General features: G+C 66.7%; 24 protein-coding genes. 3 read left to right on the forward strand and 21 right to left on the reverse strand.

What is annotated here, in order from left to right:
* Positions 1-14 precede the first annotated feature (14 nt).
* Entirely contained in the window at positions 15-947 is a 933-nt protein-coding gene (gene secF / locus GRF61_RS02945; RefSeq protein WP_169149231.1) for a protein translocase subunit SecF, read from the forward strand.
* Between the two features lie 91 nt (positions 948-1038).
* Here secF and GRF61_RS02950 read toward each other — a convergent pair whose 3' ends face one another.
* Positions 1039-1356 (reverse strand): DUF2322 family protein, encoded by a 318-nt coding sequence (locus GRF61_RS02950; protein WP_169149232.1) that lies wholly within the window; start codon positions 1354-1356, stop codon positions 1039-1041.
* 95 nt (positions 1357-1451) lie between these two features.
* Positions 1452-2828: an adenylosuccinate lyase gene (gene purB, locus GRF61_RS02955; RefSeq protein WP_169149233.1), complete on the reverse strand. Its 1377-nt coding sequence runs from the start codon at positions 2826-2828 to the stop codon at positions 1452-1454.
* Positions 2829-2996: 168 nt separating this feature from the next.
* On the opposite strand from purB, the gene apaG reads away from it, so the two are divergent.
* Entirely contained in the window at positions 2997-3380 is a 384-nt protein-coding gene (apaG, locus tag GRF61_RS02960) for a Co2+/Mg2+ efflux protein ApaG (protein WP_169149234.1), read from the forward strand.
* Positions 3381-3411: 31 nt separating this feature from the next.
* On the opposite strand, the gene argJ is transcribed toward apaG, so the two are convergent.
* Both argJ and secA read right to left on the reverse strand, forming a co-directional pair.
* Positions 3412-4650, reverse strand: a complete 1239-nt coding sequence (argJ, locus tag GRF61_RS02965; protein WP_169149235.1) for a bifunctional glutamate N-acetyltransferase/amino-acid acetyltransferase ArgJ — start codon at positions 4648-4650, stop codon at positions 3412-3414.
* 151 nt (positions 4651-4801) lie between these two features.
* Positions 4802-7522 (reverse strand): preprotein translocase subunit SecA, encoded by a 2721-nt coding sequence (gene secA, locus GRF61_RS02970; protein WP_169149236.1) that lies wholly within the window; start codon positions 7520-7522, stop codon positions 4802-4804.
* Between the two features lie 98 nt (positions 7523-7620).
* On the opposite strand from secA, the gene GRF61_RS02975 reads away from it, so the two are divergent.
* Positions 7621-8055, forward strand: a complete 435-nt coding sequence (locus GRF61_RS02975) for a DUF721 domain-containing protein (RefSeq protein ID WP_169149237.1) — start codon at positions 7621-7623, stop codon at positions 8053-8055.
* Between the two features lie 29 nt (positions 8056-8084).
* Here the strand turns inward: GRF61_RS02975 and GRF61_RS02980 are convergent, their stop codons facing one another.
* The 17 genes from GRF61_RS02980 to mraZ form a co-directional block, all read right to left on the reverse strand.
* Entirely contained in the window at positions 8085-8273 is a 189-nt protein-coding gene (locus tag GRF61_RS02980; RefSeq protein ID WP_133591747.1) for a hypothetical protein, read from the reverse strand.
* 10 nt (positions 8274-8283) lie between these two features.
* Positions 8284-9207, reverse strand: a complete 924-nt coding sequence (gene lpxC / locus GRF61_RS02985; protein WP_169149238.1) for a UDP-3-O-acyl-N-acetylglucosamine deacetylase — start codon at positions 9205-9207, stop codon at positions 8284-8286.
* A gap of 183 nt (positions 9208-9390) precedes the next feature.
* Positions 9391-10530, reverse strand: coding sequence for a cell division protein FtsZ (ftsZ, locus tag GRF61_RS02990; protein WP_169149239.1), 1140 nt, complete (start codon positions 10528-10530; stop codon positions 9391-9393).
* Positions 10531-10672: 142 nt separating this feature from the next.
* A complete protein-coding gene (ftsA, locus tag GRF61_RS02995; RefSeq protein WP_169149240.1) occupies positions 10673-11902 on the reverse strand; it encodes a cell division protein FtsA in 1230 nt (409 codons plus the stop codon).
* The gene (locus GRF61_RS03000; RefSeq protein ID WP_169149241.1) at positions 11899-12732 is read right to left on the reverse strand and encodes a cell division protein FtsQ/DivIB; all 834 of its coding nucleotides are present in this window, start codon (positions 12730-12732) and stop codon (positions 11899-11901) included. Before GRF61_RS03000 ends, ftsA begins: the two co-directional genes overlap by 4 nt.
* Complete coding sequence (locus GRF61_RS03005; RefSeq protein WP_169149242.1) at positions 12725-13639, reverse strand: D-alanine--D-alanine ligase; 915 nt, start codon at positions 13637-13639, stop codon at positions 12725-12727. Before GRF61_RS03005 ends, GRF61_RS03000 begins: the two co-directional genes overlap by 8 nt.
* On the reverse strand, positions 13636-15036 hold the full coding sequence (gene murC / locus GRF61_RS03010; protein WP_169149243.1) for a UDP-N-acetylmuramate--L-alanine ligase: 1401 nt from the start codon (positions 15034-15036) through the stop codon (positions 13636-13638). Before murC ends, GRF61_RS03005 begins: the two co-directional genes overlap by 4 nt.
* A gap of 78 nt (positions 15037-15114) precedes the next feature.
* Positions 15115-16185, reverse strand: coding sequence for an undecaprenyldiphospho-muramoylpentapeptide beta-N-acetylglucosaminyltransferase (gene murG, locus GRF61_RS03015; protein ID WP_169149244.1), 1071 nt, complete (start codon positions 16183-16185; stop codon positions 15115-15117).
* Positions 16182-17411, reverse strand: a complete 1230-nt coding sequence (gene ftsW / locus GRF61_RS03020) for a putative lipid II flippase FtsW (RefSeq protein ID WP_211165700.1) — start codon at positions 17409-17411, stop codon at positions 16182-16184. Before ftsW ends, murG begins: the two co-directional genes overlap by 4 nt.
* Positions 17408-18805: a UDP-N-acetylmuramoyl-L-alanine--D-glutamate ligase gene (murD, locus tag GRF61_RS03025; RefSeq protein ID WP_169149245.1), complete on the reverse strand. Its 1398-nt coding sequence runs from the start codon at positions 18803-18805 to the stop codon at positions 17408-17410. The genes ftsW and murD overlap by 4 nt, the downstream gene beginning before the upstream one ends.
* Positions 18802-19890 carry a phospho-N-acetylmuramoyl-pentapeptide-transferase gene (gene mraY / locus GRF61_RS03030; RefSeq protein ID WP_169149246.1) on the reverse strand — a complete coding sequence of 363 codons (1089 nt, stop codon included), beginning with the start codon at positions 19888-19890 and terminating at the stop codon, positions 18802-18804. The genes murD and mraY overlap by 4 nt, the downstream gene beginning before the upstream one ends.
* Positions 19891-21303 (reverse strand): UDP-N-acetylmuramoyl-tripeptide--D-alanyl-D-alanine ligase, encoded by a 1413-nt coding sequence (gene murF / locus GRF61_RS03035; protein ID WP_169149266.1) that lies wholly within the window; start codon positions 21301-21303, stop codon positions 19891-19893.
* Complete coding sequence (locus tag GRF61_RS03040) at positions 21300-22784, reverse strand: UDP-N-acetylmuramoyl-L-alanyl-D-glutamate--2,6-diaminopimelate ligase (protein ID WP_169149267.1); 1485 nt, start codon at positions 22782-22784, stop codon at positions 21300-21302. Before GRF61_RS03040 ends, murF begins: the two co-directional genes overlap by 4 nt.
* A 14-nt stretch (positions 22785-22798) precedes the next feature.
* Positions 22799-24562 (reverse strand): penicillin-binding protein 2, encoded by a 1764-nt coding sequence (locus GRF61_RS03045; protein ID WP_169149247.1) that lies wholly within the window; start codon positions 24560-24562, stop codon positions 22799-22801.
* A complete protein-coding gene (ftsL, locus tag GRF61_RS03050) occupies positions 24559-24825 on the reverse strand; it encodes a cell division protein FtsL (RefSeq protein ID WP_169149248.1) in 267 nt (88 codons plus the stop codon). Before ftsL ends, GRF61_RS03045 begins: the two co-directional genes overlap by 4 nt.
* On the reverse strand, positions 24822-25757 hold the full coding sequence (rsmH, locus tag GRF61_RS03055; protein WP_169149249.1) for a 16S rRNA (cytosine(1402)-N(4))-methyltransferase RsmH: 936 nt from the start codon (positions 25755-25757) through the stop codon (positions 24822-24824). Before rsmH ends, ftsL begins: the two co-directional genes overlap by 4 nt.
* Positions 25754-26197, reverse strand: coding sequence for a division/cell wall cluster transcriptional repressor MraZ (mraZ, locus tag GRF61_RS03060; protein WP_133591776.1), 444 nt, complete (start codon positions 26195-26197; stop codon positions 25754-25756). The genes rsmH and mraZ overlap by 4 nt, the downstream gene beginning before the upstream one ends.
* Positions 26198-26414 lie beyond the last annotated feature (217 nt).

A 26414-nucleotide genomic window follows, 5' to 3' on the forward strand; every position in this document is an offset into this window, starting at 1 on the left:
GAGGACAAGCAATCATGGAATTTTTCCGCATCAAGAAAGATTACCCCTTCATGCGCCATGCGCTGGTGTTCAACGTCATCTCGTTGCTCACCTTCCTGCTGGCTGTGTTCTTCCTGGCCACCCGCGGCCTGCACCTGTCGGTGGAGTTCACCGGCGGTACCGTGCTGGAGGTGACCTATGCCGAGGCCCAGCCGCTGGAGCCGCTGCGCGAGGCGCTTGCCGCCGATGGCTACACCGACACCCTGGTGCAGAACTTCGGCAGCGCCCGCGACATCATGATTCGGCTGCCGAACAAGGAAGGCGCCGACAGCAACGGCCTGGCCGAGCGCGTCATGGGCACGCTGCAGAAGGCATCCACCCAGCCGCCAGAGCTGCGCCGTGTAGAGTTCGTCGGTCCACAGGTGGGCAAGGAGCTCGCCAGCGACGGTGCGATGGCGCTGCTGCTGGTGATCTTCGGCATCGTGATCTACCTGGCGATGCGCTTCGAGTGGCGCCTGGGCGTGGCCACCATCATCGCCAACCTGCACGACGTGGTGATCATCCTGGGCTTCTTCGCCTTCTTCCAGTGGGAGTTCTCACTGGCGGTGCTGGCGGCGACACTGGCGGTGCTCGGCTATTCGGTGAACGAATCGGTAGTGGTATTCGACCGCGTGCGGGAAACCTTCCGCAAGAAGCGCAACATGAGCACGCCGGAAGTGCTCAACCACGCCATCACCAGCACCATCTCGCGTACCGTGATCACCCACGGCAGCACCCAGATGATGGTGCTCTCCATGCTGCTGTTCGGCGGTGAGACGCTGCACTACTTCGCCATGGCGCTAACCATCGGCATCTGCTTCGGCATCTACTCCTCGGTGCTGGTCGCTAGTCCGCTGGCGATGTGGCTGGGCATTTCCCGCGAGCAGTTCGTCAAAGTGAAAAAAGAGAAGGAAGAGGCGGTGGTCTGACCCAGCAGATTCTCTGGACGAGAAAAAGGGGCGCCACGGCGCCCCTTTTTGTTTGCCTGCCGCCCCGCCTGGAGCGGCAAACGATGAGCGCTCAGATGGCGAAGACCTGCTTCACCTTCATCGTCTCGCCACGCTCCATCAGGCCGATCAGGCGGTCGATGTTGGGATGCTTGCCAGGATTCAGGCGAGCATCCTCCGTGTGCTCGGCATACAGTTCCAAGCCCTTGCGCGCGGCTTCCGGCGTGATCGCGCCATGCAGTTGCGCCAGGTGGTTGTACACCGCCAGGGAGCCGGCCTGGCCAGGCTTGTTCTCTATCGTCGCCAGCACTTCGCCAGCATCGTTGAGCAGGTTGATCGCCGCCAGGTGGGAAACGCCGGGCAGCTGCTTGAGGTTTTCGGCAAAGGCCATGGATGTTCCTCGTCGGAATGGAAACGGCGCCCGGCTATCACGGCGGGGCGCCGGTGTGCAGGGGCCGCGCGGCGGGGACGCCGGCGGCCGGCGGATCAGATAGCGCGGGCGAGTTCGATTGCCTTGCCGATATAGCTGGCCGGCGTCATCGCCAGCAGGCGCTCGCGGTCAGCCTCGGGGATGGCCAGGCTGCGGATGAACTCATGCAGGGCGTCGCGGGTAATGCCCTTGCCCCGGGTCATCGCCTTCAGCTGTTCGTAGGGGTTCTCGATGGCAAAGCGGCGCATTACCGTCTGCACCGGCTCGGCCAGCACCTCCCAGCATTCGTCCAGGTCGGACGCCAGGCGCTGCGGGTCTGCCTCCAGCTTGCCCAGGCCGCGCAGCGCGCTGTCCAGCGCCAGCACGGTGTGGCCGAAACCGATGCCCATGTTGCGCAGCACGGTGGAGTCGGTGAGGTCGCGCTGCATGCGGGAAATCGGCAGCTTGTCGGAGAAGTGGCGCAGGATGGCGGTGGAGATGCCGAGGTTGCCCTCGGCGTTCTCGAAGTCGATCGGATTGACCTTGTGCGGCATGGTGGAGGAGCCGACCTCACCCTCCTTCAGGCGCTGCTTGAAGTAGCCGAAGGAGATGTACATCCAGATGTCGCGGCAGGCGTCGATCAGGATGGTGTTCAGGCGCGCGATGGCGTCGAACAGTTCGGCCATGGTGTCGTGCGGCTCGATCTGGATGGTGTAGGCGTTGAAGCTCAGGCCAAGGGACTCGACGAAACGGCGGTTGAAACCTTCCCAGTCGAACTCGGGCCAGGCGGAGAGGTGGGCGTTGTAGTTGCCGACCGCGCCGTTGAACTTGGCGGTGAGTGCCACCGCGGCGATGCTGGCGCGGGCGCGCAGCAGGCGGGCAGCAATGTTGGCCATCTCCTTGCCCAGCGTGGTCGGGCTGGCCGGCTGACCGTGAGTGCGCGACAGCATGGGCAGCGCCGCATGCTGGTGCGCAAGCTCACGGAAGCGGGCAATCACCGCATCCAGCGCCGGCAGCAGCACCTCGTCGCGGCCGGCCTTCAGCATCAGCGCGTGGGAGGTGTTGTTGATGTCCTCCGAGGTGCAGGCGAAATGGATGAATTCCGACACCTTCATCACTTCGGCGTTGTGGCCCAGGCGCTTCTTGAGCCAATACTCCATCGCTTTCACGTCGTGGTTGGTCGTGGCCTCGATGGCCTTGACCGCCTCACCGTCCGCCGGCGCGAAAGTGGCCACCACTTCGTCCAGTTCGGCGATGGTGGCCGCGGAAAAAGGCGCGATCTCCGCCAGCGCCGGCTCGGCGGCCAGCGCCTTCAGCCACTCGACTTCGACGCGGACACGGTTGCGGATCAAGCCGTGCTCGGAAAAATGGTCCCTCAGGCTCGAAACCTTGCCGTGGTAGCGGCCATCGAGCGGAGACAGTGCGGTAAGGGCGGAGGGCACAGCGAGGGACATGACAGAACTTCCGGACAAAATGCTATTTTACCGCCGAGGCTCCGCCACGCGGCGGGCAAAAAACAGACCGGGCGTCGGCGGGCAGATTTCTTGCTGGAGAAGGACGCCCAGGCTGGCAGGCCCGGCCTGCTTCCCGGCACTCCCCTTCATCAAGACACAGGCAAGCGAGTGAGTACATCGGACAACTACAGGATCGAAGTCGAAGCCGTCGCCGAGTTCGTGGAAGAGCAGTCCAACCCGGACGACGATCATTATGTCTTCGCCTACCACATCACCATCCGCAACGTTGGCAAGCTTGGCGCCCAGTTGCTGAGCCGCCACTGGATCATCACCGACGGTACCGGCCACGTACAGGAAGTACACGGCCAGGGCGTGGTGGGCGAGCAGCCAACGCTGGCGCCGGGCGAGACTTTCGAATACACCAGCGGCTGCGTGCTGGAAACCGCGGTAGGCACCATGCACGGCAGCTACCAGATGACCGCTGCAGACGGCCACCGCTTCAACGCCGAGATCCCGACCTTCATGCTGGCGATGCCGCGCGTGCTGCACTGAGGCAGCGGGCGCGGCCGGCGCAGTTGCGCGCTCAGGAACGGTAGTCGGCGTTGATCTTCACGTAGTCGTAGGAAAAATCGCAGGTCCACACGGTGGCGGCGCTGTCGCCGCGCGCGAGATCGATGCGCACCGTGAGTTCGGCGTGCGCCATGATGCGCGCGCCGGCTTCTTCCCTGTAACTGCCGGCGCGGCCGCCCTGCTCCGCCACCAGCACCGACTCGTCCGGATTGCCCAGCCAGACCCGCAGGGCGGAAACGTCCAGGTCATCCACGCCGGCGTAGCCGACGGCAGCCAGAATGCGGCCGAGGTTGGGATCGGAAGCGAAGAAGGCAGTCTTCACCAGCGGCGACTGCGCCACCGCGTATGCCACCTGGCGGCATTCCTCGCGGCTGCGGCCGCCCTCCACCGCGATGGTCATGAACTTGGTCGCGCCCTCGCCATCACGCACGATGGCCTGGGCCAGGCGGATCGCGACCGATACCACCGCGTCGCGCAGCGCCTTGTAGTCCGCCCCCGCGGCATCGACGATCTCCGCGTTGCCCGCCTGACCGGTGGCGATGAGGATGAAAGAGTCGTTGGTGGAGGTATCGCCATCCACCGTGATGCTGTTGAAGGACAGATCAGCGGCCTCCTTCACCAGTTCGTCCAGCAGCGGCTGGCTCACCGCCGCGTCGCAGGCCAGGTAGCCCAGCATGGTGGCCATGTTGGGCCTGATCATGCCGGCGCCCTTGCTCATGCCAGTCAGCGTGACGCTGCGGCCACCGATCTGGACCTGGGCGGACACGGCCTTGGCCAGCGTGTCGGTGGTCATGATGGCGTGCGCCGCGTCGAACCAGCCATCCGCCTTCAGCGCGCCAACGGCCTTGGGCAGCCCGGCCACCAGCCGCTCCACCGGCAGCGGCTCCAGAATGACACCGGTTGAGAAAGGCAGCACCTGCTGCGGCGCCACGCCCAGCGCGGCGGCCAGCGCAACGCAGGTTTCGCGTGCGTGGCTCAGGCCGCTTTCGCCGGTGCCTGCATTCGCCACACCGGTGTTGATCACCAGCGCGCGGATGCCGCCCTGGGGCAGGTGCTCCTTGCACAGTTGCACCGGCGCGGCGCAGAAGCGGTTCTTGGTGAAAACGCCGGCCACCCGGCTGCCCTCAGCCAGTTCGAGCACCGTCAAGTCGCGTCGATTGGCCTTGCGGATGCCCGCTTCGGCGACGCCGAGGCGAACGCCGGGAACAGGCAGCAGATCGGCGGGATTCGGGGTGCTCAGATTGACGGCCATGCGATTCTCCGGTGAAAAAGACGCAACAAGGGGACGCAGCAAAGGCGTGCCGGAATGGGGTCGAGGATGATAGCGGATTCCGGTCGCGGCCCACAGGAAGAGGCCGCTGGAACGCCCAATGCAGGACGGCCCCGAAGGGCCGTCCGCGGTATCAATTCAGCTTGCCGTGGCAGTGCTTGTATTTCTTGCCAGAGCCGCAGGGGCAGGGGTCGTTGCGCCCCACCTTCGGCCCTGACAAAGCGGGCTGGGCGCCAGTATCGGCATTCGCCGCCGCCAAGGCTTCGTCGTAGTCAGCGTGATGGTATTGCACGTTCTCCATCTCGGCCGGCGGCTCTACCTCTTCCAGCTGGCTCTCGGTGCGGATCTGCACCGTCATCAGCAGCTTGGTGACGTCGTTGCGCACCATGTCGAGCAGGCTCTCGAACAGCTCGAAGGCCTCGCGCTTGTACTCCTGCTTGGGGTTCTTCTGCGCGTAGCCGCGCAGGTGGATGCCCTGGCGTAGATGATCCAGCGCCGCCAGGTGCTCACGCCAGTGCGTGTCCAGGCTCTGCAGCATGACATTGCGCTCGAACTGCTGCCAGGCGGTGGCGTCCACCTGGGCGACCTTGGCAGCGTAGCTTTCCTCGGCCGCATCGATGATGCGCTTCAGCAGCGATTCGTCGTCCAGGTCCTGCTCGGCCTTGACCAGTTCGGTCAGCGGCAGCTTGAGGCTGAAATCCGAGGCCAGCGCCTGCTCCAGCCCCGCCACATCCCACTGCTCCTCGACGCTTTCCTGCGGCACATAGGTGCGGAACACATCGTTGAGCACGCCGTGGCGCATGGCGTTGATGGTCTCGGAAATGTTCTCGCTTTCCAGCAGTTCGTTGCGCTGCTGATAGATGACCTTGCGCTGGTCGTTGGCGACATCGTCGTATTCCAGCAGCTGCTTGCGGATGTCGAAGTTGCGCTGCTCCACCTTGCGCTGGGCCGACTCCAGCGAGCGGGTGACCATGCCGTGTTCGATGGCCTCGCCCTCGGGCATCTTCAGCCGCACCATGATGGCGTTGAGACGCTCGCCGGCGAAGATCTTCATCAACGGATCTTCCAGCGACAGGTAGAAGCGGCTGGAACCCGGATCGCCCTGGCGACCGGAACGGCCACGCAGCTGGTTGTCGATGCGGCGGGATTCGTGGCGCTCGGTGCCTATGATGTGCAGGCCGCCGGCGGCCAGCACCTGGTCGTGCACCTTCTTCCACTCGCCGCGCAGTTCGGCGATGCGCGTTTCCTTGCTATCGCTCGACAGGCTGGCGTCTTCACGCACCGCGCTCACCAGTTTGTCGATGTTGCCGCCGAGCACGATGTCGGTACCCCGGCCGGCCATGTTGGTGGCGATGGTGACCACGCCCGGGCGGCCAGCCTCGGTGATGATCTCCGCCTCGCGATCGTGCTGCTTGGCGTTGAGCACCTGGTGCTCGACCTTGGCCTTCTTCAGCAGCGCGGACAGGTATTCGTTGGTTTCAATGGAAGTGGTGCCCACCAGCACCGGCTGGCCGCGCTTGACGCAGTCCTGGATGTCAGCGATCACCGCGTCCCACTTTTCCTTCGCGGTGCGGTAGACCTTGTCGTTCTCATCCTTGCGCTGCGTCGGCCGATTGGTCGGGATGACCACCGTTTCCAGGCTGTAGATCGAGTGGAACTCGAAGGCCTCGGTATCCGCCGTGCCGGTCATACCCGCCAGCTTGGCGTACATGCGGAAGTAGTTCTGGAAGGTAATGGAAGCCAGCGTCTGGTTCTCAGCCTGGATGCGCACGCCTTCCTTGGCCTCCACCGCCTGGTGCAGACCGTCGGACCAGCGGCGGCCAGCCATCAGGCGGCCGGTGAATTCGTCGACGATGATGACTTCGCCGTTCTGGACCACGTAGTGCTGATCCTTGTGGTACAGCGCATGCGCCCGCAGGGAGGCATAGAGGTGATGCACCAGCAGGATGTTGCCGGGCTCGTACAGACCGGCCCCTTCGGCCAGCAGGCCCATGCGCACCATGATCTGCTCGGCGTTCTCGTGGCCCTGCTCGGTCAGCAGCACCTGGTGCGCCTTCAGGTCTACCGTGTAGTCGCCCGGATCGGTGACGTTGTCGCCCTCGCCTTCCTGCTTCTTCAACAACGGAGCCACCTGGTTCATCTTCAGATAGAGCTCGGTGTGATCCTCGGCTTGGCCGGAGATGATCAGCGGCGTGCGTGCTTCGTCGATCAGGATGGAGTCCACCTCATCGACGATGGCGAAGTTCAGACCGCGCTGCACCCGCTCCGACAGCGCATAGACCATGTTGTCGCGCAGGTAGTCGAAGCCGAACTCGTTGTTGGTGCCGTAGGTGATGTCCGCCGCGTAGGCGGCCTGCTTCTCGGCATGCGCCATGCGCGACAGGTTGCAGCCAGTGGTGAGGCCGAGGAAGCCGTAGATGCGGCCCATCCAGTCGGCATCGCGGGAAGCGAGGTAATCATTCACCGTGATGACGTGCACGCCCTTGCCGGCCAGCGCGTTCAGGTAGGCGGGCAAGGTCGCCATCAGCGTCTTGCCTTCGCCGGTACGCATTTCGGAGATCTTGCCGTCGTGCAGCACCATGCCGCCGATCAGCTGGACGTCGAAGTGGCGCATGCCGTGCACCCGCTTGCCGGCCTCGCGGACCACGGCGAAGGCTTCCGGCAGCAGCGCGTCCAGCGTCTCGCCCTGCGCCAGGCGCTGGCGAAATTCGTCGGTCTTCCCCCGCAGCGCTTCGTCAGAAAGCGCAGAGATTTCCGGCTCCAGTTCGTTGATCCGCCGCACTTTCTGGGAATACTGGCGGACCAGGCGGTCATTGCGACTACCGAAGATTTTCTTGAGCAGACCGGAGATCATGTGTGGGAGTGACGTTCGTCGTCGATTCGGCAAAGCGGCGAGTTTATCATGTCGGGCAAATCCGCTCTCTGAGCGACCTTCCTTCCGATACCCATCCGATGACGCGACTTCTTCAAGGCTACCTGGGCAGCGGTGACGCCCTGGCGCGGCTGCAGGATCATGCAGCCCGGCTGCTGCGCCTGCAGAACGCGCTCGCCCGCGGCCTGCCGCCACAGTTGGCCGCCGCCTGCAGGGTCGCCAACCTCAAGGATCAGACTCTGGTGATAAGCGCCGACGGTGGCGCGGTCGCCGTGAGGCTGAAACAGATGGCACCCAGCCTGATCGAACATCTGGCTCGCGCCGGCCATGTAATCAGCGACATCAAGGTGAAGGTGGCCACGCCCCAGCAGCAACCGTGGGTGAAGCCGCCGGTGGACCGCCGGATCTCCGTCGAAGCCCGCAACACCCTCACCGACTTCGCAGCCACGCTACCGCCGGATTCGCCACTGCGTATCTCGCTGGAGCGGCTGGCCAGGCGCAGCAAGGAAGGCTGAACTCCGCAACCGGCGTACCGCCGGTAGCTTCAGAGCATGGGTGCCAGTACCCGCTCCAGTGCAAACAAGGCAAGAAAGACGAAGAGCACGACGACGCCGGCGCGGAACATGTTCCAGGCCCAGCGCCGGTAGCGGGGATTACCGGTGAACAGCCACAGCAGCAGCGAACCACCGATGCCCAGCGCCACCAGCACTGCACACAGGCGCAGGATCAACACGCCGGTCCGCTCAGGCCGCCAGGGCCGCCGGCGCGAACTGGTGCGCCACCGCAGCGGGCGTTGCCGCTTCCTGCTCGAAACTCACCAGTTCCCAGGCCGAAGCATCCTCCAGCAGTACGCGGAGAATCTGGTTGTTCAGCGCGTGACCGGCCTTGTGCGCCGAGTAGGCGGCCAGCAGCGGATGGCGGCAGAGGTAGAGGTCGCCGATGGCGTCCAGCACCTTGTGCTTGACGAACTCATCCGCATAGCGAAGACCATCGGCATTGAGCACACGGTACTCATCCATCACGATGGCGTTGTCCAGGCTGCCGCCCAGCGCGAGACCGTTGGCACGCATGAACTCCACGTCCTGCATGAAACCGAAGGTGCGGGCGCGGGCAACGTCGCGCACGTAGGAGTGTTCGGCGAAGTCGACCGTCACCGAAGTCGCGGTGCTTTCGATGGCCGGATGGTTGAAGACGATGGAAAAATCCAGACGGAAGCCTTCGTAAGGCTCCAGGCGCACCCACTTGTCGCCCTCGCGGTACTCGACCGCCTTCTTCACCCGCATGAAACGCTTGGGCTTGGGTTGCTCCTCGATGCCGGCGGACTGCAGCAGGAAGACGAAAGGGCCCGAGCTGCCATCCAGGATGGGAATTTCCGGTGCATCGACGTCGACATGCAGGTTGTCGATCCCCAGGCCGGCCAGCGCGGACATCAGGTGTTCCACTGTGCCCACCTTTTCGCCGCCCTTCTCCAGGCCGGAGCACATGCGGGTGTCGCACACCGAGTAGGGATCGGCCGGCAGGTCCAGCGGCGGATCGAGATCCACCCGATGGAACACGATGCCGGTATCCGGCGCGGCCGGGCGCAGGGTCAGATTGACCTTTCTGCCGCCATGCAGACCGACGCCAGTCGCCTTGACTACCGATTTGAGGGTGCGCTGCTTGATCATTTTGTTGCCGTCCTGTAAGGGCGCGATTCTAACACGCGACCTTTGATGCAACGCCGCACCAGGACCGGCAGACGCCCAGCCGATCACGAAAGGCGCGGGAAAAGCGGAGACGGGCGTTCGCAGGAACCGGAGGCAGCGGCTCCTGCAAACGCCCGTCGTCGGACAGGCCGTCGCGGAAAAGGCTCAGTCGGCCTGGCGACGCAAGAAGGCCGGGATATCGTAGGTTCCCATGCCGTTCGTGCTCATCGCCTCAACCGTGGTACGGCGGCCGCTGCGGATCACCGCCGGCACGTCCAGGTTGTTCATGTCCACACCGCCGACCGCCGGCCCGTAGGTACCGGTACCCTGCACCACCTGCATGACCGGCTGGCGGGCGGAGCGCGGCGTGCCCAGGCCAGTGGCGACCACGGTGATGCGGATGCGGTCGTCCATGGACTCGTCGAACACGGTGCCGTACTTGACGAAGGCTTCCGGCGCGGCGAACGCCTGCACAGTCTTCACCGCGTCACGCACTTCGGACATCTTCAGCGACTTGCTGGCGGTGATGTTGATCAGCACGCAGCGCGCGCCGGACAGCTCTGTGCCTTCCAGCAGCGGGGACACCGCGGCCTGCTCGGCGGCGATGCGGGCGCGGTCCATGCCGGAGGCTTCGGCGGAGCCCATCATCGCGCGGCCCATCTCGGCCATCGCGGTGCGCACGTCCTGGAAGTCCACATTAACCAGGCCAGGCACGTTGATGATCTCGGCGATGCCACCGACCGCGGAACGCAGCACGTTGTCGGCGGAGCGGAAGCACTCCTCGAAGCCGGCGTCGTCGCCGAACACTTCCAGCAGCTTGTCGTTGAGCACCACGATCAGGGAGTCGACGTTGCGGGTCAGCTCCTCGACGCCGCTCTCGGCCACGCGCAGACGGTTCTCGAAGTCGAAGGGCTTGGTGACCACGGCTACCGTCAGCACGCCCATCTCCTTCGCCACCTCGGCCACCACGGGCGCGGCGCCGGTGCCGGTGCCGCCGCCCATGCCGCCGGTGATGAAGCACATGTGGGCGCCATCCAGGGCCTCCATGATGGCTTCGCGCGAATCCTGCGCCGCGGCGCGGCCGGCTTCCGGCTTGGAGCCGGCGCCCAGGCCGCTCGAACCCAGCTGCAGCTTGGTCGGCGCCAGGCAGCGGCTCAGCGCCTGCGCATCGGTGTTGGCGGCGATGAACTGCACGCCCTGCACGCCCTCGCGGATCATGTGATCCACCGCGTTGCCACCCGCGCCGCCGACGCCGATCACCTTGATCACGGTTCCGGTCGGTTCCTTCTCAACGATTTCAAACATATGCCTCGCCTCCTTGATAAACGGCCCTGCTACGCTTCGAATACCCGACCGACCCAGATCTAGTACTAGCAGAAAAGTCTACTACTAAATACGGCATCAGCAACAGGTAGTCATTCAAATGACCCGACGGCCCTCCGCCGGATCAGAAATTCTTTTCAAACCAGGACTTCATGCGGCCGAAGATCTGCCGCACCGAACGCGTCTCCCGCGCCTGTATGCCGCGGCGGCGCTGTGCGGCACCTTCCATCACTAGCCCCATGGCGGTGGCGTAGCGCGGTTGGCAGACCACGTCGGCCAGGCCACCGTCGTACTGCGGCGAACCGACGCGCACCGGCATGTGGAACACCTCTTCGCCCAGTTCGACCATGCCGCGCATGACGGATGAACCGCCGGTCAGCACGATGCCGGACGACAGCAGCTCTTCGTAGCCGCTGCGGCGCAGTTCCGCCTGCACCAGCTCGAACAGCTCCGACACCCGCGGCTCGATCACATCAGCCAGCGCCTGGCGCGACAGCTTGCGCGGCGGCCGATCGCCCACACCGGGCACTTCGATCATGTCTTCCGGGTCGGCCAACTGGTGCATGGCTACGCCCTGGTGGATCTTGATCTCCTCGGCCTCGGCCGTCGGCGTGCGCAGCGCCATGGCGATGTCGTTGGTGATCTGGTCGCCAGCGACCGGGATCACCGCGGTATGGCGGATGGCGCCCTGGGTGAACACCGCGATGTCGGTGGTGCCGCCGCCGATGTCCACCAGGCACACGCCGAGCTCCTTCTCATCCTCGGTCAGCACCGCGTAGCTGGAAGCCAGCGGCTGCAGGATCAGGTCCATCACCTCCAGCCCGCAGCGGCGCACGCACTTGATCACGTTCTGGGCGGCGGACACCGCGCCGGTGACGATGTGCACCTTCACCTCCAGCTTCACCCCGCTCATGCCGATGGGCTCGCGCACGCCCCCCTGGCCGTCGATGATGAATTCCTGGGTGAGGATGTGCAGGATCTGCTGCTCCGCCGGGATGGGCATCGCGCGGGCAACCTCTATCACCCGCTCCACGTCCAGCGGGGTGACCTCCTTGTCCTTGATCGCCACCATGCCGTTGGAGTTGAAGCTCTTGATGTGGCTGCCGGCGATGCCGGTATAGACATCGTGGATCTTGCAGTCGGCCATCAGCTCGACCTCCTGGATCACCCGGGAGATCGCATCCACCGTCGCCTCGATGTTCACCACCACGCCGCGCTTCAGGCCGTTGGTGGGCTGGGTACCCAGGCCGACCACGTTCAGCCGCCCATCGGGCCGCAGCTCCGCCACCATGCAGGTGATCTTGGCGGTGCCGATGTCGAGACCGACGATCAGGTCCTTGTATTCCTTGCTCATTTCTTGCCTTTCGCAGCGGGTGTGGCGTCGGTGGGGGTCAAAGCGAATCCGTTCGGGTAGCGCAGGTCTGCAACCGCGACCTGTACGCCGATGTTGTCCTTGACCCGCGGCCAGGCGGCGACGAAGCGGGCCAGGCGCTTGTCCAGCGGCGACTTGTCCTGCTCGCGGCCGAGCATGATCACCAGGCCGTTATCCAGCGTCAGTTGCCAGGCTTCGCGGGCAGACAGGGCGAGGCCGACCAGCTTGGCGCCCAGCGGCTGCACCGCGGCGGAGAATTCGGCATGACGCGCCAGCAGCCAGCCGGCCGACCCTTGCGGGCCGGAGAACTGCGGCATCGGTGCGTTGCTGGCGGCGGTGAAGACCTCGCCCTGGCGGTTCACCAAGCGGCTATCGCCGCTGTCGGAGACCGTCCAGTAGGCGACTGCTTGATGTTCCTCGATCTTCAGCTCCAGCCCGTCCGGCCAGCGGCGGCGGACTTCAGCACGGCGCACCCAGGGCAGCTTCTCGAAGGCGGAGCGCACCGTTTCCAGGTCGACGGTGAAGAAATTGCCGTGGATCGCGGTGCGGGCGACGTACTCCAGCTGCGAGGCGGTGACCTGCTCCGGCTCGCTGGTGACCACCACCTCGCGCAGCGGGAACAGCGGGCGGGTAACGAACCAGGTCACCAGCGCCCAGCCGAGGCCGATAGCGGCGAACAGCATCAGCAGGTCGGAGAAGAGGTTGAGCAACGCCGGCCGGTGCCAGATGCCGTTTTCCTTCGCGCGCGCGGCCGCGGCCCGCCCGGCGGGGCGTGCTGCAGCGTTGGCGGAGCGGGAACGGACTTCAGCCAAGGCGGCTCTCCGCGAGGATGGCGAGGCACAGCCCCTCGAAAGACATTCCGGCGACGCGGGCCGACATCGGCACCAGCGAATGGCCGGTCATGCCCGGCGAGGTATTCATCTCAAGCAGGTAGGGGCGGCCGTCCTCGGTCAGGATCAGGTCGGCCCGGCCCCAGCCGCGGCAGCCCAGCACCCGCGCGCTCTTCATCACCAGCGCCTGCAGCGTCTGCTCTTCCGCCTCCGGCAGGCCGCAGGGGCAGTCGTAGCGGGTGTCGTCGGTGAAGTACTTATGTTGGTAGTCGTAGTTGCCGTCGGGCGCGACGATGCGCACCAGCGGCAGGGCGCGGTCGTCCAGGAAGGGCGCGGTCAGCTCGGCGCCGGTGATGAACTCCTCGGCGATCACCAGGCTGTCATAGCGCGCCGCCAGTTCCCAGGCCGCACGCAGTTGGCCGGCTTCGGTGACCTTGGTCGCGCCCATGCTGGAGCCTTCATGCACCGGCTTGACGAAGATGGGCAGGCCAAGCTCGCGCACCACCGCGTCCCAGTCGGTATCCGCTTCCAGGATGGCGTAGCGCGGAGTGGGCAAGCCGTTGGCCAGCCACACCATCTTGGTCCGCCACTTGTCCATGGACAGCGCCGAGGCCATCACGCCGCTGCCGGTGTAGGGGATGCCCATCAGCTCCAGCGCGCCCTGCACCGTGCCATCCTCGCCGCCACGGCCATGCAGGGCGATGAACACGCGGTCGTAACCTTCTTCCTTCAGAATATGCAGGTCGCGCTCGGCCGGATCGAAGGCGTGCGCATCCACGCCGGCGCCCTGCAGCGCGGCGAGCACCGCCTTCCCGGACATCAGGGACACCTCGCGCTCGGCGGACGCGCCGCCGAACAGAACCGCTACCTTGCCGAAGTGCGCGCTCACACCAGTTCCTCGCTGCTGGCGAGCTTGCCCGGCACCGCGCCGATGCTGCCCGCACCCATGGTCATCACTACGTCGCCGTCGCGCGCGGCGTCCAGAATCGCCTGCGGCATCGTCGCGATATCCTCGACGAACACCGGCTCCACCTTGCCGGCCACGCGCAGCGCGCGCGCCAGGGAACGGGAGTCCGCCGCCACCACCGGCTGCTCGCCGGCGGCATAGACCTCGCCCAGCAGCAGCGCATCCACCGAGGACAGCACCTTGACGAAGTCTTCGAAGCAGTCGCGCGTGCGGGTGTAGCGGTGCGGCTGGAAGGCCAGCACCAGCCGGCGACCGGGGAAGGCGCCGCGGGCGGCGGCGATGGTGGCCGCCATCTCCACCGGGTGGTGGCCGTAATCGTCGATCAGAGTGAAGCTGCCGCCACTGCTGGCCGCCACCTCGCCGTAGCGCTGGAAGCGCCGGCCGACGCCGCGGAACTCCGCCAGCGCCTTGACGATGGCTGCGTCCGGCACCTGCACTTCGGTGGCCACCGCGATGGCGGCCAGGGCATTGAGCACGTTGTGCCGACCCGGCAGGTTCAGGCTGATCGGCAGCCGGGTGGTGGTGCCGTTGATGCGCACCGCGTCGAACAGCATGCGGCTGCCCTCGGCGCGGACGTTCTCGGCGCGGAAATTCACGCCTTCGCCGAAACCGTAGCGCACCACCTGCTTGGAAACCTGCGGGATGATCTCGCGCACCTGCGGATCGTCGTCGCACAGCACCGCCACGCCGTAGAAGGGCAGGCGCTGCAGGAAGTCGACGAAGGCCTGCTTGAGGCGGCCGAAGTCGTGGCCGTAGGTGTCCATGTGGTCGGCATCGATGTTGGTCACCACCGAGATCACCGGGCTCAGCATCAGGAATGAGGCATCGGACTCGTCCGCCTCCGCCACCAGAAAGTCGCCCTTGCCCAGGCGCGCATTGGCGCCGGCGGCGTTCAGCCGACCACCGATGACGAAGGTGGGGTCCATCGCGCCTTCGGCGAGGATGCTGGCGACCAGCGAAGTGGTGGTCGTCTTGCCGTGGGTGCCGGCGATGGCGATGCCCTGCTTGAGCCGCATCAGCTCGGCCAACATCTGCGCCCGCGGCACCACCGGCACCCGCGCCTCGCGCGCCGCCATCACTTCCGGGTTGTCTTCCTTCACCGCGGTGGACACCACAACCGCGTCCGCGCCGGTGACGTTGCCGGCATCGTGGCCAAGCACCACCCGCGCGCCCATGGCCTTCAGCCGGCGTACCGCGGCGTTGTCGCCGAGGTCGGAACCGCTGACGGTGAAACCCTGGTTCACCAGCACTTCGGCGATGCCGCTCATGCCGGAGCCGCCGATGCCGACGAAATGGATGTGTCTGACCTTATGCTTCACGGCAGCTCCCGCAAAGCGAGGGCCGCGCGGCAGATACCGCCCGGCGAGAAATAGGACCTTGGCTGTTGCTGTGCTTCTTCATGCTTTTCCCCCCGCAGCCAGTTCCTCGCAGATGCGGGCCACCGCCTCGGTTGCGCGCGGCTTGGCCTGCGCCCGGGCATGGACCGCCATCTGCAGCAGGCGCGGACGGTCGAGACTGGCGAGAATGCCGGCCAGTCGTTCGGCGTTGAGTTCAGTTTGCGGCAGCAGGTAGGCCGCGCCGCGGTCGGCCAGGAAGCGGGCGTTGCCCGACTGGTGGTCGTCCACCGCGTGCGGGAAAGGCACCAGCAGGCTGGCGGCGCCGACTGCCGCCAGCTCCGCCACGGTGAGCGCGCCGGCGCGGCAGATCACCAGATCCGCCTCCGCATAGGCCGCTGCCATGTCGTCGATGAAGGGGCGCAGCTCGCCCTCCACGCCGGCGCCGGCGTAAGCCGCCCGCAGCGCTTCGATCTGCTTCTCGCCCGCCTGGTGCACCACCTGCGGACGCTGCTCCCGCGGCAGACGGGCCAGCGCCTGCGGCACGGTTTCATTTAGCACTGCCGCGCCCAGGCTGCCGCCGACCACCAGCACCTTGAGCGGGCCTTCGCGGCCAGCGAAGCGCGCCTCCGGCGTCGCCACCGCGGCGATCTCGGCGCGCACCGGGTTGCCCACCCAGCCGGCTTTCTTCAGCACGCCAGGGAAACCGGACAGCACCCGGTCGGCGACGCCGGCGAGCACCCGGTTGGCCAGCCCGGCCACCGAGTTCTGTTCGTGCAGCACCAACGGCCGGCCGGCGAGCGCCGCCATCATGCCGCCAGGAAAGGTGATGTAGCCGCCCATGCCCAGCACCACGTCCGGCTTCACCCGGCGCAGCTCGCGCAGCGCCTGCCAGAAACCGGACAGCAGGTTCAGCGGCAGCAGCAGCTTGCGCACCAGGCCCTTGCCGCGCAGCGCGCCAAAGCGCACCCAGGCGGTGTCGTAACCGCGCGCCGGCACGATGCGCGCCTCCATGCCGTCCGGGTTGCCCATCCAGACGATGCGCCAGCCCTTCTCGCGCAGCGCCTCGGCCACCGCGATGCCGGGGAAGATGTGGCCACCGGTGCCGCCGGCCATGACCATCAGCGTCTTCACGAGCCCGCCCCCCGCTTCATCTGCCGCACCTCCCAGTCGATGCGCAGCAGGATCGCCAGGGCAACGCAGTTGGCGACGATGCCGGAACCGCCGAAGCTCATCATCGGCAGCGTCAGGCCCTTGGTGGGCAGCAAGCCCATGTTCACGCCCATGTTGATGAAGGACTGCACGCCCATCCACAGACCGATGCCCTGGGCGACGAGGCCGGAGAAGTAGCGCTCCAGCTTGATCGCCTCGCGGCCGATGACGAAGGCGCGCTGCACCAGCATGGCGAACAACCCGACCACCAGCACCACGCCGGCGAAACCCAGCTCCTCGGCGATCACCGCCAGCAGGAAGTCGGTGTGCGCCTCCGGCAGGTAGAAGAGCTTCTCCACGCTGGCGCCCAGGCCGACGCCGAACCACTCGCCACGGCCGAAGGCGATCAATGCGTGGGAGAGCTGATAGCCCTTGCCGAAGGCGTCCTGCCAGGGGTCCATGAAGCCGAAGATGCGCTCGCGCCGGTAGGGCGAGGTCCAGATGAGGATGATGAAACCGATGATCGCGAACACTGCCAGCAGCGCGAACACCCGCACGTTCACTCCGCCAAGGAAGAGAACGCCGAAGGCGATGGTGGTGATGACAACGAAGGCGCCGAAGTCCGGCTCCCGCAGCAGCAGGAAGCCGACGAACAGGATCACCGCCATCATCGGCAGGAAACCACGCTTGAAGCTGCTCATCGCGTCTAGCTTGCGCACCGTGTAGTCGGCGGCGTACAGCGCGGCGAAGATCTTCATCAACTCGGAAGGCTGCAGGTTCACCGGCCCGAGCGAGAGCCAGCGCTGGGCGCCGTTTACCTCGCGGCCGATGCCGGGAATCAGCACCACGATCAGCAGCACCACGCCGCCGACGAAGAGCGGCAAGGCCAGACGCTGCCACTGCGTCATCGGCAGCTGGAAGGCGACCAGCCCGAAGCCGATGCCGACTGCGAGGAACACCGAGTGCCGCATCAGGAAGTAATGCGACTGGTAATTGGTGAAGCGGCTGCCTTCGGCAATGGCGATGGAGGCGGAATACACCATCACCAGGCCGAGCAGCAGCAGGCCGACGGCGGACCAGATCAGCAGCAGGTCCAGCTCGCGCACCGCCGCGCCCGGCGGCATCAGGCGATTGACCGCGCGACTGGTCTCGCTGCCGATCGGCGCGCTGCGGGAAGCGAAAAAGCCGGAGAGGGCACCGAGCTTCATCGCGGGCTCACTTGCGGCAGCGCCCGCGCCGCGTCGATGAAGACCTGGGCGCGGTGGGCGTAGTTGCGGAACATGTCCAGGCTGGCGCAGGCCGGCGACAGCAGCACCGCATCGCCCGGCTGGGCCAGGGTATTGGCACGCCGTACCGCGGTCGGCAGGTCGGCCGCATGCTCCAACGCTGCGCCACTGCCAGCCACCGCCTTCTCAATCAACGCGGCATCGCGGCCGATGAGCAGCACGGCGCGGGCATGCCGGGCCAGCACCGGCTTCAGCGGCGAGAAGTCCTGCCCCTTGCCGTCGCCGCCGGCGATCAGCACCACCTTGCGGCCCAGGCCTTCCAGCGCGGCAACGGTGGCGCCGACGTTGGTTCCCTTGGAGTCGTCGTAGAAACGCACGCCGTCCGCGCGCTCGGCGATCAGTTCAACCCGGTGCGGCAGGCCGTGGAAAGAGCGCAGCGCCGACAGCAGGCTGGCCGGCGCCAGACCGAGGCCGGCCTCGCAAAGGGCCAGCGCGGCCAACGCGTTCACCGCGTTGTGCAGGCCGGCCAGCGGCAGCGCATCCAGCGGGATCAGCGCATCGTCGCCGCGGGCCAGCCAGGTCTGGCCGTCCTTGTCGAGCAGACCGTAATCGCCGGCAGCCGGAGCTCCGCGGCCGAAACGGATGGCCTTGCGCCCGGGCAGCTGCATGGAAACCACATGGTCGTCATCGGCGTTCAGCACCTGCACGCCCTGGCCCTGGAAGATGCGGGCCTTGGTGCGGCCGTAGTCGGCGAGGTCGGCGTAGCGGTCGAGATGGTCGTCGGTCACGTTCAGCACCGTCGCCGCCTCCGGATTCAGGCCGTGCAGGGTCTCGATCTGGAAGCTGGAGAGCTCCAGTACCCAGCACTGCGGCCACGGCCGGCTGGTGTCCTGCCGGCTCATCAGCACATCCAGCGCTGCCGGGCTGATATTGCCGGCAGCCACCGCGTCCAGGCCGGCGGACGCGGCCAGCGCGGCGGTGAGCGCAGTGGTGGTGGTCTTGCCATTGGTGCCGGTGATGGCGAGGATGCGCGTCTGTCCGCGTACGCCCGCTTCGTCCAGCGCCTGCGCGAACAAGCTCATCTCGCCGGTGACTTCAATGCAACGGCGACGCGCTTCCGGCACCACGCCGGCGCGGGTATCCAGGCCGGGGCTGACGGCCACCAGCTCGATTCCGTTCAACACCGCGACGTCGAAAGCGCCAGTGATGATCTCGGCACCCGGCACTTCCGCCCGCAGCACGTCCAGCCCGGGCGGCTGGGCGCGGCTGTCGGCCACGCGCAGGCGTGCGCCCTGCCTGGCGCACCAGCGCGCCATCGCCAAGCCGGATTCACCCAGCCCCAGGATCAGAACGTGTTTGCCCGCGAGAGAGCTCATCTCAGTTTCAGCGTCGACAGCCCGAACAGCACCAGCATCAGGGTGATGATCCAGAAGCGGACCACCACCTGCGTTTCCTTCCAGCCGCTCAATTCGTAGTGGTGATGCAGCGGCGCCATGCGGAAGATGCGCTTGCCGCCGGAAGCCTTGAAGTACAGCACCTGCACCATCACCGACAGGGTCTCGGCCACGAACAGGCCACCCATGATGAAGAGCACGATCTCCTGGCGGACGATGACCGCCATCGTCCCCAGCGCGGCGCCCAGCGCCAGCGCGCCGACATCGCCCATGAAGACTTCCGCCGGATAGGCGTTGAACCACAGGAAGCCAAGGCCGGCGCCGCAGATCGCGCCGCAGAACACCGCCAGCTCGCCCGCACCGGCGATGTAGGGCACGCCCAGGTACTTGGAGAAACCGGCGTGGCCGGCGACGTAGGCGAAGATGGCCAGTGCGCCGGCCACCATCACCGTGGGCATGATGGCCAGGCCGTCCAGGCCGTCGGTGAGGTTCACCGCGTGGCTGGTGCCATTGATGACGAAATAGGTCAGTGCGATGAAACCGAAAATGCCCAACGGATAAGCTATTGCCTTGAAGAAGGGCACGATCAGCTCGGTGTGGCTGGGGGTGTCGGCGGTCATGCCGAGGAAGATCGCCGCAGCCAGCGCGATCAGCGAGGTCCACAGGTACTTCCAGCGGCTCGGCAGGCCCTTGGGGTCGCGGTGCACCACCTTGCGCCAGTCATCCACCCAGCCCACCGCACCGAAGCCCAGTGTGACCAGCAGGGTGACCCAGACGTAGGCGTTGCGCAGGTCGCCCCACAGCAGGATGGTGATGGCGATGGCGATGAGGATGAGCGCGCCGCCCATGGTGGGCGTTCCGGCCTTGGTCAGGTGCGACTTGGGGCCGTCGTCGCGCACCGCCTGGCCGATCTTCTTCGCCGCCAGCCAGCGGATGACGCCAGGGCCGGCCACCAGGGAGATCACCAGCGCGGTCAGCGCGGCCAGCACCGTGCGCAGCGTGATGTAGCCGAAGACGTTGAAACCACGGATGTCCTGGCCAAGCCAGAGGGCGAGTTCGAGCAGCATTTACGAATCCGAGTCCTTTTGGGGGGCGCCATTGTGCAGCGCCGCAAGTCGGTCCGCCACCCGCTCCATACGCATGAAACGCGAGCCTTTCACCAACACCACGGTGTCCGTATCCAGGTATCCCAGCAGGGCCTGGACCAGTGCTTCCGGGTCGGCGAAATGCTGGCCGCCGTCGCCGAAGTTGCCCACGGCCACCGCGCTCATGTCGCCCAGGGCGTACAGCAGGTCGACGCCCTTGCTCTTGGCATAGCCGCCGATTTCGTCATGGACCTGTGCGCTGGCATCCCCGACCTCGCCCATGTCGCCGAGCACCAGCACCTTGCGACCCGGCGTGGACGCCAGCACGTCGATGCCGGCCCGCATAGAGTCCGGGTTGGCGTTGTAGCTGTCATCCAGCACGGTGGAGCCCTTGGGGCCGGGGCGGCGCTGCAGGCGGCCGCCGGTGCCGGCATAAGCGGCCAGCCCGGCGGCGATGGCTTCCGGCGTGGCTCCGGCGGCGAGGCAGAGCGCCGCCGCGCCAACTGCATTGCGCGCGTTATGCAAACCGGGAACCTGGAGCGAGATGTCTATCTTTCCCTGCGGCGTGTCGATTTCGAGCCGCGAGCCGAGGCCGTGGAGGGTACACCGGCCCTGTACCTCCGCCGCCGCATCGATACCGAATGTCACAATCCGCCGGCCGGCATTGAGCGTGCGCCAGTAAGCGGCATGGGCGTCGTCGGCATTCACCACCGCGACCCCGTCCTCGCCCAGGCCGTCGTAGATCGTGCCCTTCTCGCGCGCGACTTCGGCCAGGTTGCCCAGTCCGAGCAGATGGGCACGCTGGGCGTTGTTCACCAATGCGGCGGTCGGACGCGCGAGGCGGGTCAGATAGCCGATTTCGCCCGGATGGTTCATCCCCATCTCGATCACTGCGGCGCGATGCACCGGCGCCAGCGCCAGCAGCGTCAGCGGCAGGCCGATGTCGTTGTTGAAGTTGCCACGGGTGGCGTGCACCGCCTCATCACCGTAGCCCTCCAGGCGCGCCTGGGCGCGGAAGATGGCGGCGCACATTTCCTTGACGGTGGTCTTGCCGTTGCTGCCGGTAATACCCAGCAGCGGAATGGCGAAACGCGCCCTCCAGCCTGCTGCCAGGGCCCCCAGCGCCAGCCGGGTGTCGTCCACCACCAGCAGCGGCAGCGCGGCGTAATCGCCTTCCGCGCGCCAGGCGCTGTCCACCATGGCGGCAGCGGCGCCCGCCTGTAGCGCGGCCAGCACGAAATCATGGCCGTCGAAACGTTCGCCGCGCAGCGCGACGAAGAGCTGGCCCGGCTGTATCGCCCGGCTGTCCGTGCCCACGCTGTCAAAGCGCGGGTCGCCCTGCGCCTGCGCGGCCCGGCTGGAGAGTTCCTTTGCAGCTTCCTGCAGCGTCATCATGACGTCGGCCCCGTGGTGTTCCATGCTGCGAGCGCCGCCCGGGCCTGCTCCAGATCGGAGAACGGCAGGCGCTTGCCGTGAATTTCCTGGTAGGGCTCGTGCCCCTTGCCGGCAACAACGATGACGTCATCCGCGCCGGCTGCACCGATGGCCGCGCGTATCGCCTCAGCACGGTCGATGATGCGTTCGGCAGCGGCGCCGGCACCGCCCGCCACCGCCTCGACGATCGCCGCCGGGTCTTCGCTGCGCGGGTTGTCGCTGGTGACGACGATGCGGTCGGCGAGCTGTCGCGCCACCTCGCCCATCATCGGCCGCTTGCCGGGGTCGCGGTCGCCACCGCAGCCGAACACGCAGGTAAGCCGGCCACCGCGGGCGTGGGCGGTTTCCCGCACCGCCTCGAGCACCTTGGCCAGCGCATCCGGCGAGTGGGCGTAGTCGATGACCACAAGCGGCTCGCCGACACCGCCGACCAACTGCATGCGGCCTTCCGGCGGCGTGAGCCGGCCGGCTACCGCCAGCACTTCCGGCAGTGGAATGCCACGGGCGAGCAAGGCGCCGATGACCGCCAGCAGGTTGGAGACGTTGAAGGGCGCGACCATGCGCACCTGCATCTCGGCGCTTTCACCCTCCCATAGCAGGGCAAAGCGCAGGCCGGCGGCCGAGGTCTGCACCCGATCCGCCACCAGCACCCGGGCACCGGCCACCGCGGTGGCATTGGAGGCGACCTGGGTGTAGCCGATGACTTCGGTCCCTGCATCCGCCAGGCGGCGGGCTTGGTAGAGGCCGAAGCCGTCATCGAAGTTGATGACCGCAGTGGAGATTCCCGGCAGCGCGAACAACCTGGCCTTGGCCGCCGCGTAGGCCTCCATGGTGCCGTGGTAGTCCAGATGGTCGCGGGTTAGGTTGGTGAAGATGGCGACGTCGAAGCGCGCACCGTTCACCCGTCCCTGGTCCAGGCCGATGGAGGACACCTCCATCGCCGCGGCACCGGCACCGGCGGCCAGGAAGCTGGCCAGCATGCGGTGCAATTCCAGCGCATCCGGCGTGGTGTTGGCGCCCGCCTCCAGCTGACCGGGAAAACCGCAGCCCAGGGTGCCGACGATGCCGCAGCGGGTACCCAGGTCTTCCAGCGCTCGCGCCAGCCACTGGCTCACCGTGGTCTTGCCATTGGTGCCGGTGACGCCCGCCAGCCACAGGTGGGCGGAGGGGCGGCCATAGATTTCGTCCGCCACATGGCCGGACAACTCGCGCAGCCCGGTGACCGGCAGCGAGGGCACCGGCAGCGTTTCAGCCTGGAAGCCGTCGCCGTTCTCCCACAGCACCGCGGCGACGCCCTTCTCCACCGCGGCGCGCAGATAGCGACGGCCATCGGTGGTGAAACCGGGCCAGGCGGCGAAGACGTCGCCAGCACCGACGCGCCGGGAATCGGCGGTAATGCCAGTCGGCGTCACCCCGGCCTTGCGCAACTCGTCGAGGAGCATGAGGGCGGGCGTGCTCACATGTTCTCCCGCGCCTGGGTGGCGGTGATGGCCTCGCCCGGCTTGCGCGCCAGTTGCAACGGCGCCAGCGGCTTGTCCGGCGCAATGCCCAGCGTGCGCAGCGAACCTTCCATGATGCGTGAGAACACCGGGCCGGCCACCGTGCCGGCGTAGTAGCCGCCGGCGGTGGGCTCGTCGATCATCACCGCCACGACCAGCCGCGGGTTGGAGGCCGGGGCAAAACCGACGAAGGACGCCACGTACTTCTTGGTGTAGACGCCCCCCTCGATCTTGAGCGCGGTACCGGTCTTGCCGCCCACGCGGTAACCCGCGACGTTGGCGCGGGTAGCAGTGCCGCCTGCCTCGGTCACCGTCTCCAGCATGGCGCGCATCTCCTTCACCGTCTGCGGCGAGAACACGCGTCGGCCATTGGAGGGCAGACCGTCCAGCTTGGTCAGGGACAGCGGAATGAGTTCGCCATCGCGAGCGAAGACCATATAGGCACGCGCGATCTGGATCAGGCTCATCGAAATGCCATGGCCATAGGACATGGTGGCCTGCTCGATCGGCCGCCAGGTTTTGGCCGGCCGCACACGGCCGCCGGTTTCGCCGGGGAAGCCGAGGTTCAACGGCGCGCCGAAACCCAGCTGCTCGAACAGGTGCCACATCTCGTCCGGCGAGAACTGCAGCGCAATCTTCACCGTGCCGATGTTGGACGACTTCTGGATCACCTCGGCCACGGTCAGCGCACCCATGCGGTGCGAGTCGGAGATGGTGGCGGTACCTATGGTCATCCGGCCGGGGGCGGTATCGATCACAGTGGTCGGCTTCACCTTGCCGCGCTCCAGCGCCATGCCGACGATGAAGGGCTTCATTACCGAGCCGGGCTCGAAGGCATCGGTGAAAGCGCGGTTGCGCAGCTGCGCGCCGGTGAGGTTGCTGCGGTTGTTCGGGTTGAAGGTGGGCGCGTTCGCCAGCGCCAGTACCTCGCCGGTGCGGGCGTCCAGCACCACCGCGGCACCGGCCTTCGCCTTGTGCTCTTGCATGGCGTCGCGCAGCGCGGTGTAGGCGAGATACTGGATCTTGCCGTCCATGGACAGCACTACGTCTTCGCCCTCGCGCGGCGGGCGGATGGACTCGACGTCCTCCACGATCTGGCCGCGCCTGTCCTTGATCACCCGGCGCGAGCCCGGCGCGCCGGCCAGGATCTTCTCGTAGGCCAGCTCGATGCCTTCCTGGCCTTTGTCCTCGACGCCGGTGAAACCCAACATGTGGGCGGTCACCTCGCCGCCCGGGTAATACCGGCGGTATTCCTGCTGCTGATGGATGCCTGGCAATTTCAGTGCGGCAATCCGCTCCGCCAGGTCCGGCGACAGCTGGCGCTTCAGATAGACGAAATCACGACCGCTGGACAGCCTGTCGTTCAGTTCCGCAACGTTCATCTCCAGCAGCGCCGCGAGCCTGCGCGCATCCGCCGGCTCCAGCTTGGCGTCGGCGGGAATCGCCCACACGGAACGCACTGGCGTGCTGACCGCCAGCATGTCGCCATTGCGGTCAGTGATGCGGCCGCGAGTGGCCGGAACCTCGATCACTCGCGCATAGCGCGACTCGCCCTTGGCTTGCAGAAAGGCGTTGTTAATGCCCTGCAGGTAGGCCGCGCGGCCCACCAGGGCCAGCGAGCAACCCAGCAGGGCGAGCAGCACGAAGCGGGGACGCCAGGCCGGCAACTCACGCTTCAGCAGCGGATTGTGGTTGAAGGTGACAGGACGCTGCTTGCTCACGACTGCGGCTCCACCACGATGACCTGCGCCGAAACCGGCGGCCGCATGCCGAGCTTTTCACGCGCCAGCTTTTCCACCCGGGCGTGCGCCGCCCAGGTGCTCTGCTCCAGTTGCAGCTGCCCCCACTCCACCTCCAGGCCGTGCGAACGCGCCTGCTGGCGCTCCAGCTCGGTGAAGAGCTTGCGCGCCTGGTGCTGGGCGGCAACCACGCCGAGCGCACTGGCAACCACCAGGGCCACGAGCAGGGCATCGAAACGGATCATGCGGCCTCCGCGCGTTCGGCAACCCGCATCACCGCGCTGCGCGCGCGCGGATTGGCAGCGACCTCGGCTTCGCCCGGGCGCACCGCCCTGCCCACCAGCAAGAGCCGCGGCTGCGGCAACTCGCTCGCCCGCACCGGCAGGCGAGAGGGCAGTTGCGGCGGCCGGGCTTCGTCACGCATGAAGCGCTTCACGATGCGGTCTTCCAGCGAATGGAAACTGATGACCACCAGCCGGCCGCTCGCCCGCAAGCGCTCCACGCAAGCCGGCAACACCTTGCTCAGCTCTTCGAGCTCTTGATTGATGAAAATCCGTAGAGCCTGGAAGCTGCGCGTCGCTGGATGCTGCCCCGGCTCGCGTGTCCGGACCGTTTTCTCCACGATCGCGGCAAGTTGTCCAGTGGTCGCAACAGCCCCCCCTGCCCGAGCAGCTGCAAGCGCCTTTGCAATCGCATAAGCAAACCGTTCTTCCCCATAATCTCTCAGCACCTCCGTAATCTCGGCGACGGAGGCTTCCGCCAGCCACTCCGCCGCGGTCTGCCCGCGGCTGGTATCCATGCGCATGTCCAGCGGCGCATCGAAGCGAAAACTCATCCCCCGGCTGGCATCGTCCAGTTGCGGCGAAGACACCCCCAGGTCGAGCAGCACGCCATCCACCTGCGCCACGCCCAGCCGACTCAGTTCCTCGTCCAGCGCACTGAAAGGTGCATGCACCAGGGTCAGCCTGGCGTCGGCCAGCGCCTTGCCGGCCTCGATGGCGGCGGGGTCGCGGTCGAAAGCGATGAGACGGCCATGCTCGCCCAGGCGGGCGAGCAGCGCGCGGCTGTGCCCACCCCGGCCGAAGGTGCCATCTACGTAGATACCGTCAGGCTTCACGGCGAGCGCCTCCACAGCCTCGGCCAGCAGAACGGTGACATGGGAGAGCGGGCCACTCACAGAACGAGGCTCTCGAGGCCCGGCGGCAACTCGCCGCCAGCCAGCGCCAGCATGGCGTCCTGCTGACGCTGCCAGCCTTCGTCGGACCACAGTTCGAAATGACTGCCCTGGCCAACCAACCAGACCTGCTTGTCTAACTCGGCGAACTTGCGCAGCGAGGGGGCAACCAGCACCCGGCCGGCGCCGTCCAGGACTTCTTCCTGGGCAAAACCGATCAGCATGCGTTTGAAGGTGAGCGTGCCCTGGTCCATGCCGGGCATGCGGGTGATCTGGTCGCGAATGGGCTCCCAGGCGGCCAGGGGATAGACCAGCAGGCAGCGGTGCGGGTGCACCGTCATCACCAGCGGAGCGCCGTCCGGCGTCAGCGCGTCACGATGCCGCGCCGGAATCGCAAGGCGACCCTTCGCATCGAGACTGAGCGCGCTGGCTCCCTGGAACATTTTCCCCCCTGAACCGGAAGGGTGACGCGGTTTTGTCCACGTTCACCCACTTTTCACCACTAAGCCCCACTCTAGAGCAAAGCTAGTGCACGGTCAAGCGAGACACCCAGGGTTTTCCGTTGTTACACAATGACTTAACGCCACCTTCAGAAGTGCGTCGAAGCCCCTGAAAAACAAGGCAAATAGGACAAAGCGGCGCGGCCTGGGCAATGCGCAC

It is taken from the genome of Azoarcus sp. TTM-91 (assembly GCF_012911025.1).
Classification (GTDB): domain Bacteria; phylum Pseudomonadota; class Gammaproteobacteria; order Burkholderiales; family Rhodocyclaceae; genus Azoarcus.